At 70.1% G+C, this 7,407-nt stretch carries 7 protein-coding genes and 1 pseudogene; 2 read left to right on the forward strand and 6 right to left on the reverse strand.

The features are described from left to right. Positions 1 to 54 precede the first annotated feature (54 nt). The 6 genes from PHY01_RS25765 to PHY01_RS25790 form a co-directional block, all read right to left on the reverse strand. A complete protein-coding gene (locus PHY01_RS25765; RefSeq protein ID WP_141282826.1) occupies positions 55 to 1,884 on the reverse strand; it encodes an FAD-dependent monooxygenase in 1,830 nt (609 codons plus the stop codon). Between the two features lie 9 nt (positions 1,885 to 1,893). Further along, positions 1,894 to 2,688, reverse strand: coding sequence for a 2-keto-4-pentenoate hydratase (locus PHY01_RS25770; RefSeq protein ID WP_141282828.1), 795 nt, complete (start codon positions 2,686 to 2,688; stop codon positions 1,894 to 1,896). 82 nt (positions 2,689 to 2,770) lie between these two features. Beyond that, a complete protein-coding gene (locus PHY01_RS25775) occupies positions 2,771 to 3,664 on the reverse strand; it encodes an alpha/beta fold hydrolase (protein ID WP_141282830.1) in 894 nt (297 codons plus the stop codon). Then, positions 3,661 to 4,281, reverse strand: coding sequence for a cysteine hydrolase family protein (locus tag PHY01_RS25780; RefSeq protein ID WP_141282832.1), 621 nt, complete (start codon positions 4,279 to 4,281; stop codon positions 3,661 to 3,663). The genes PHY01_RS25775 and PHY01_RS25780 overlap by 4 nt, the downstream gene beginning before the upstream one ends. A 34-nt stretch (positions 4,282 to 4,315) precedes the next feature. After that, on the reverse strand, positions 4,316 to 5,389 hold the full coding sequence (locus tag PHY01_RS25785) for an LLM class flavin-dependent oxidoreductase (RefSeq protein WP_141282834.1): 1,074 nt from the start codon (positions 5,387 to 5,389) through the stop codon (positions 4,316 to 4,318). Between the two features lie 35 nt (positions 5,390 to 5,424). Beyond that, the gene (locus PHY01_RS25790) at positions 5,425 to 6,366 is read right to left on the reverse strand and encodes a 3-carboxyethylcatechol 2,3-dioxygenase (RefSeq protein ID WP_141282836.1); all 942 of its coding nucleotides are present in this window, start codon (positions 6,364 to 6,366) and stop codon (positions 5,425 to 5,427) included. 115 nt (positions 6,367 to 6,481) lie between these two features. On the opposite strand from PHY01_RS25790, the gene PHY01_RS25795 reads away from it, so the two are divergent. Both PHY01_RS25795 and PHY01_RS28405 read left to right on the forward strand, forming a co-directional pair. Next, on the forward strand, positions 6,482 to 7,303 hold the full coding sequence (locus PHY01_RS25795; protein ID WP_141282838.1) for a GntR family transcriptional regulator: 822 nt from the start codon (positions 6,482 to 6,484) through the stop codon (positions 7,301 to 7,303). Then, positions 7,269 to 7,407: pseudogene (locus tag PHY01_RS28405) on the forward strand (IS256 family transposase); the annotation flags it as partial. The gene PHY01_RS25795 and the pseudogene PHY01_RS28405, both read left to right, overlap by 35 nt.

Consider the following 7,407-nt stretch of genomic DNA (forward strand, 5'->3'; position numbering starts at 1 on the left):
CACTTCAGCGAGGCGGCGACTCGCTGACCAGGCACATCATCAGCCGCCACCCGCTCATGTGCCCATCAACTGCGGAACGCGGGAGTAGTCGGCCGACAGCACGGCGGCGAGCGCGGACTGCAGCTGGGTGAGGGCGTCGTCGTCGTCCCAGGTGGCGGCTGGTTGGCGCCAGGCGATGTAGCCGTCGGGGCGGACGAGCAGGGCGCCGGCCTCGTGGATCTGGCGGATCCGGGCCCAGTCGCGGTAGACGTCCTCGGCGCCCGTGGCGCCGATCACGACGGTGCGCAGGAATGGGAGATCGAGCTTCGCCGCGGCGCGTGCCCACGACCGCCCGGCCAGGCCGGTAACCAGTGACAGCCGGCCCTTGCCGGTGACGTCGAGGGTCGAGACCCGTTGTCCGTCGGCGCCGAGCAGCCATGCGTGCGGCAGCTTGGCCCCGGGTCGGGTGGTGGCCTGCAGATAGAGCTGCGGGTCGCGAACGTACTGCTCCTCGCCGGCGTCCGGGTCGGGGAGCACGGCGGTGGAGGCGTAGCGCTGGTTGAGCTCGACGCCCTGCGCGTTGAACTCGTAGTTCTTGAGTTCGAGCGCCTCGGTGAGCGCATCACGCACGGCGACACCGTCCGGGCCGGGGTCGCGCAGCTTGGCCAGCCCGGCGGCGACGGGATCGGCCTCACCGGTGGTGCGGAAGCACTCGTTGAGCGGGGCGTAGTCGACGCGGGACTGGTTGGCGCGGGCGACGACCTGCTTGCCGACGGGCATCCGCTCGTCGGAGTAGGTCTCCAACAGCTGCGGGCCGGCGTAACCCTGGATGACGAAGGCGAGTTTCCAGGCGAGGTTGAACGCGTCCTGGATGGAGGTGTTGGAACCCAGCCCGCTCGACGGGGGGTGACGGTGGACGGCGTCGCCGCCGCAGAACACACGTCCTTTGGAGTACTGGGTGGCGTGGGCCTGGTTGACGTACCAGCTGGAGCAGGACTCGATCTCGATCTCCAGGTCCGGGTCGCCCACGTAGCCACGGATCCGGGCCTTGACCGACTCGGGCTCGAAGTCGGGGGCCGGGCCGGACAGGTCGTAGCCCCAGCCGGCGATCCAGGTGTGCCAGGGCCGGATCGCGCGCAGCAGACCCATGCCGATCTCGCCGAAGTTCGCGCTGGGGGTCATCAGCCAGTGCAGGATCGACGGGCGGTGCTCGACGAAGCGGCTCAGGTCGGCGTGGAAGAGCACGTAGGCGGTGGCGGCGCGGGCGAGCTCGCCCTCCAGCGGCAGCTCCAGCTCGTCGACGATCTGGGACTTCGCGCCGTCGGCGCCGATCATGTAGCGGGCGCGCATCGTGTACTCGCGGGCCGTCACCAGGTCCTTGAGGCGGGCGGTGACGCCGGTGTCGTCCTGGGTGTGGCCCAGGTACTCGGTGTTGAACCCGAACGTCGCCCCGCGTGCGGCGGCGTTGCTGACCAGGACCGGTTCCATGTAGGGCTGGGGGATGTCCAGCAGTGGGCAGGGGCTGCCCTTGATGTAGTCGCCGATGCGGTCGTCCCCGGTCCCCCAGGTGCGCAGCCGGGCGATCTCGTCACCGCTGAGGCTGGTGGTGAACAGGGTGTCGCCCATCTGTTCCCACGGGGTGGCGTGCTTGGTGGCCTCGGCCTCCACGCCCAGGTCGCGCAGGACCTCGACGGTGCGCTGGTTGGTGATGTGTGCGCGGGGGGTGTTGGCCAGCCAGTTCCAGCGGGTCACCGCATGTGCGCGGACCCCGTAGGTGGCCAGCGCGAGCGCGGCGGCGCCGCCGGTGGGACCGGTGCCGACGATCAGGACGTCGGTGTCGTACTCGGTTCCCGGCCCGGAAGTGGCGTCGGAGGTCGGGCTGGGCACGATGTCGGGTGTGCTCATGGTGGTGTCTCAGTCCCGGTGGGAGAAGGTGGCGGACACGGTGCCGAGCGCGGTCAGCTCCGCGCGGTAGGTGGCGCCGGCGGTGACGGGCACCATCGGGCCCAGCGCGCCGGAGAGCACGACGTCCCCGGCCCGCAGCGGGGAGCCGACGTCGCGGGCGACGCGGGCCAGCCACAGCAGAGCTGCGATCGGGTCGCCCATGCAGTCGGCGCCGGATCCGCTGCTCACCTCGGCGCCGGTGTCGTCGACCATGACCATCTCGACGCCGCGCAGGTCGCGACTGCCGAGTTCGACCGGCTCGTCGCCGAGCACGTAGAGGCCACTGGAGGCGTTGTCGGCGACGGTGTCGACCAGCGTGATGTCCCAGCCGTCGATCCGGCTGTCGACGATCTCCAGTGCGGCGACGGCCTGGCCGACCGCGGACCGGACGGTCTCCTCGGTCAGGTCCTCGCGGTCGAGGTCGGCGGCCAGGACGAACGCGATCTCCGCCTCGATCTTCGGCTGGAGCAACCGGTCGATGTCGACGACCTCGCCGTGCGGGCAGGCCATGTCGTCGAACAGGACCCCGAAGTCGGGCTGGTCCACGCCGAGCTGGGCCTGCACCTTCGGCGCGGTCAGCCCGATCTTGCGCCCGACCACGCGGCGGCCCTCGCCGAGCCGGGCGGCGGTCAGCAGGCTCTGCACCGCATAGCCGGTCGCCATCGTGCGGTCGGGCAACAGCCCGCGCACCGGCGGGCACGGACGGCCCGTGCGGGCCGCGTCGCGCAGGCAGGTGGCCGCGGCCTCATGGGCGGCATCGGTCATCTCCAGGCCTCCGATTCACATGCCCGCCACCCCGGCGGTGTCCACTGCCGGGGTGGCGGGGTCTGGGCTCACTGCTCTGGGGTCACTGCTCGGTCAGGAACGCCAGCGCGAGGGCGTTGAACGTGTCGCGCTGTTCCCATTGGGGCCAGTGCCCGGCCCCGGTGATCAGCTCGAACCGCCCGCCGGTGATCTTTTCGGCCATCTCCAGGCCGGCGCCGGCGGGACCGGACGGGTCGTCGCTGGTCCAGATGACCAGCGCCGGTCCGGGCACGGCGGCCAGGTCGGCGTCGGTGACCATGTTCCGACGGCGGGTCTCCACGTCCTGCAGGCACAGGATGTGGCGCATCGAGTCGGCGAACCCCGGCCGGGAGTAGATCGCCTGCCGGATCGCCACGAGCTCGTCGGTGACGGTCGCCGGGTCGGCCATCAGCCACTGCAGGCGAGCCCGGATCCGCTCGTCGGAGGGGTCGTCGGCGGCCGCCTGGGACAGCCCGCGGATCTTGTCCATCACCTCGGGGCTGGCCATCGTGCCGCCCGGGGTGTTGAGCACCAGCTTCCCCGTGCGCTCGGGGTGGGCCGCGGCGAACTTGATCGCGACCCAGCCGCCGAGGGACTCCCCGTTGAGGTGCGCCTTGTCGATCCCGAACGCGTCGAGCAGGCCGGCGAGGTGCTCGACGTAGGTGTCGAGCTCCAGGTCGGACTTGGCGTGGGTGGTGTAGCCGTGGCCGGGGTAGTCGTAGGCGATCACGTGGAAGTGCTCGGCCAGCGCGGCGATGTTGTGGGCATAGGCCTCCAGGTGCCCACCCGTGCCGGGCATGAGGATCAGCGGTTCGCCTTGTCCCGCCTCCAGTACGCGGGTGCGCCAGGGGCCGACCTCGACGTAGTGGACACGGTGCTCGGTCGCACCGAGCGCGACCCAGACCGGCGTGTCCTTCTTCGGAACCACAGTCTGCGGATCGGTCTGTGCGCCGCTCATGCGTTCGCCTCTGCGGTGGCGGAGAGTCCGGCGAGCAGCTCGTCCGTGGTGACGATCTCGGCGAGAAGGCCCAGGGAGCCCAGCGACGCCTCGTGCGCCTCGGGTGATCCGGCCGAGCAGGCGTCGGAGACCACGACGGTGCGGTAGCCCAGGTCCGACGCCGCGCGGGCGGTGCCCTCGACCGAGGCGTTGGTGGCGACCCCGATGAAGACGACGGTGTCCACCCCGGCCTCGCGCAGGGTGGCGTCCAGGTCGCTGCCGTGGAACCCGCCGACCCGGTTGTGGGTGACTACGTGGTCCCCGTCGCGGGGGGTCAGCTCGGCGGTGATGTCGGCGCCCGGGGTGCCGTCCTCCAGGCACTTGGCCTGGGCCACCATTCCCAGCAGCGGGGAGTTCGGATTCAGATCGCCGTAGCCGGGCTGGAACGCCACGCGGGTGAAGACGACGGTGGCACCGGCGGCGCGAGCGCCGTCGAGCACCCGCACCGCGGTGTCCAGGACGCCGGTGCGCTCGATCTCGGCGCGGAAGAACCCGGCGAACGCGCCGTCCGGGCCGACGATGTCGTTCTGGAAGTGCACGCCGACGACGGCGGTGCTCTTCGGGTCGAAGCTGGCCATGATGATCCTCCAGGATCAGACGGACGGGGAAGGGTCAGGCGCGGGCGAGGATGGACGAGCCGATGTCAGCGATGTCGCGGTCGGCGGTGAAGGGGTTGGACAGGAAGACGCTGACCATGTCGCAGCCGGCCTCGCGCATGAGCTGGGTCTTCTCCAGCAGGTCGTCCGGGCTGCCGTAGAGGCACCAGTAGTCGACGAGTTCCTTGGTGATCAGCGGGCGGTGCACCGGGTCCAGCCCGCGCAGGTACTTCGCCCACACGTCCAGGTAGTGCGGCGCGTCCGCGGCGGTGGGGTCACCGAGGTACGCCATCGCCGCATCGGTGGACGCCTTCACGATGCCCTCGCCGAGCTCGTCGACGTGGCCGTTCATGAACCCGACGTTGGTCAGGCACGAGCTGATCGGGCCCGAGCCGAACCCGTTGTCGATCCCGTCCTCCCAGGTCTCGCCGTTGCGGAGCTGGTAGAACCACGACAGGGCGACGAGCTTGACCGAGCCGGGCGGGCGTCCGGCCTCGGCGACGGCCTTGTCCAGCTCACGGCGGACCACGCCGATCATCTCGGGGTTCGGCCCGAGGCAGTAGGTCATGTAGTCCGCGTGCTTGGCCGCGACCGCGAACCCCTTCGGCCCGCCAGCGGACATCCACACGTCGATCGGGTCGTCGAGGTTGTACCAGAGCCCGCCCTTCTCCAGGAACTCGATCTCCCGTTCCTGGCCGAGCCAGTTCTGGGTGACCCGCTCCCCGGCCAGTAGACCGCGGGTGATCTCGAGCGCGGTGTCCAGCTCGGAGACCTTCGCGGGGCGGTTGCCCATCGAGCGCAGCGCGTTGTTCGCCGTCCCGATCCCCAGGAAGGTGCGGCCGGGAGCGAGGGCGTTGAGGGTGGCGATCGAGTTCGCCGTCACCGGCGGGATCCGGGTCAGCGGGTTGGTCACCCACGTCCCGAGTTTGATCGTCGACGTCTCTCGGGCAGCCAGGGCCAGGTACTGGTACGGGTCGCTGAACAGCAGCGGACCCTCCCCGACACCGAAGTGGCTCGCGCCGACGTCCTCGGCCTGCTTCGCCCAGCCGACCTTGTCGATCTTCGCGCAACTACCGATACAGAAGTCCATGACTGCTCCTTTGCGGCGTGGTCTGTGATGGGCGATCAGGCCGCGGATGCGGCCGTGGTGACGCCGAAACCGGCGATCCACTCGGGGATGGGGCGATAGAACGAGGTCTCGACCCGGTACGGGCCGGCCGTCGACAGTGCGGCGTAGGCGGCGATCCAGGTGCGCACCTCGTGGCTGGAGTGCCCGGCCTTCTCCACGAACTCCTCGTTGGACCAGGAGTCGATCTCGTCGAAGTCACCGGCCGCCAGCAGCCCCATCAGGTGCCGGTCCCACTCCGGGTTCAGCGGAGCGATCGACGCCTCCCCTGCCGCGAAGGCCACCCCGGTGTCGAAGACCCGCTGCTCCCGCGCCGCCCGCTGCTCGGGAGTCGGGTTCCGGCCGTCGATGAGCCTCTCGGCCACCTCCGGCGGAGCGTCCTGCATCCGCGGAACCGGCGGGTCGTGCGACAGACCGCCGGATCCCACGATCAGCACCCTGCGGTCCAACCCGGCGACCGCCCGGCCGATCGATTCGCCCAGCCGACGAGCCCGCGACACCGGCCCGAGGGGTTCGGCGACGGAGTTGACGAACACCGGCACGACCGGCAACGCGTCGATGCGGCCGAACAGGATCTCCAGCGGTTGTGCCATGCCGTGATCGACGTACATCCGCTCCGAGTAGGCGAGATCGATGCCCTCGCCGAGAACGTCGCGAACCACCGCGTACGCCGCGTCCCGGTCGACCGGCAGCGCACCGGCGGCGGTGCCGTAGTCCCCGATCGACCTGGCACCGGTACCCACGCAGAACGGCGGCATCATGTCGTAGAAGAAGCCGTTGTAATGGTCCGGCCCGAACAAGAGCACCAGTTCCGGGTCGAAGTCCGACACGAACCGACGTGCCGCCGCGAACGACGCCTCGACGACGGCAGTCGTCTGCTCGCCCGGATCGTTCACCCCCATCAACGGGGAGTGCGAGGTCGTGCACAAGGCCAACGACATGCGGCCCTCCTTCCGGCTCCGCCTTGAGCCGCATGATCACTCTGAGTAGCTGCCATGCTAGCGTGCTGGCAGCACAGTAAGGTCTGTGTCACAGCGATGCAAGGGGGACTTTCGGATGGACCCGGTGGGAACTGACCTGGCGGCCGACCGCGGCTACCCTCCGACGGTGACCCGACCCCAACCCGTTCGTCTCGACCGGGCGACGAGCCGGCTCAACCACGCCGTGTACGACCAGCTCAAGGAGCGCCTGCTCGATGGCGTCTACACCGCTGGGGAGCAGCTCTCCACCGAGCAGCTACGTCTTGAGTTCGGCGTCAGCAAGCAGCCGGTGATGGAGGCCATGCGCCGTCTCTCCGGGGACGGCCTGATCGACATCTACCCGCAGGTCGGATCCCGGGTCGCGATCTACCCGCCGCAGGAGGTCGGGGATTTCTTCGTCATGTTCGGCGGATTCGAGGGCACCATCGCCGGCATCGCCGCCACCCGCCGAACCCCGGAGCAGCTCGCCGACATGGATGCAATCTCCCGCCAGATCGACCAGCTCCGCGCCGAGCTCGACCCCGCTGTTCGCGCACGGGGCTACCGGCTGCTCAACCGCCGCTTCCACGAGGCCGTCCACCTCATGGCCCACTCCCGCGTCATGGCGCAGACCAGCAGTCGGATGTGGGACCTGTCCGACTTCCTGATCAACACCACCGGATCCCCGAATCCCCTCAGCAGCGCGCTCGACGAACGCCACAACGACCACGAGCGGATCCGCGCGGCACTCCACGACGGAGACCAGGCCACGGCGCGCAAGGAGATGGAGCGCCACATCGTCGGCACGGTGGGGACTGTTTCAAGATCGGTGTTTCCGGCCCGACACGCCGGGCTGGGTTCCGGCGGGATGGGCACTGTGAGTGATGACATCGGACCTTGTGAGTCCACGCAGGAGTGAGTCCAAGCCGTCGCGGGAGCTGTCGCCGGAGCAGGCCGCCGCGGCGGCGATGGTGGCCGAAGCGAAGGCCCGCGGTCTGGCGTTGACCGGCCCGGACGGCTTAC

The organism is Pseudonocardia hydrocarbonoxydans (assembly GCF_006539565.1).
Classification (GTDB): Bacteria; Actinomycetota; Actinomycetes; order Mycobacteriales; family Pseudonocardiaceae; genus Pseudonocardia; species Pseudonocardia hydrocarbonoxydans.

Coding starts and splice junctions, on each gene's coding strand:
- PHY01_RS25765 (WP_141282826.1), bottom strand. CDS start 1,884: ATGAGCACACCCGACATCGTGCCCAGCCCGACCTCCGACGCCACTTCC.
- PHY01_RS25775 (WP_141282830.1), bottom strand. CDS start 3,664: ATGAGCGGCGCACAGACCGATCCGCAGACTGTGGTTCCGAAGAAGGAC.
- PHY01_RS25785 (WP_141282834.1), bottom strand. CDS start 5,389: ATGGACTTCTGTATCGGTAGTTGCGCGAAGATCGACAAGGTCGGCTGG.
- PHY01_RS25770 (WP_141282828.1), bottom strand. CDS start 2,688: ATGACCGATGCCGCCCATGAGGCCGCGGCCACCTGCCTGCGCGACGCG.
- PHY01_RS25780 (WP_141282832.1), bottom strand. CDS start 4,281: ATGGCCAGCTTCGACCCGAAGAGCACCGCCGTCGTCGGCGTGCACTTC.
- PHY01_RS25795 (WP_141282838.1), top strand. CDS start 6,482: ATGGACCCGGTGGGAACTGACCTGGCGGCCGACCGCGGCTACCCTCCG.
- PHY01_RS25790 (WP_141282836.1), bottom strand. CDS start 6,366: ATGTCGTTGGCCTTGTGCACGACCTCGCACTCCCCGTTGATGGGGGTG.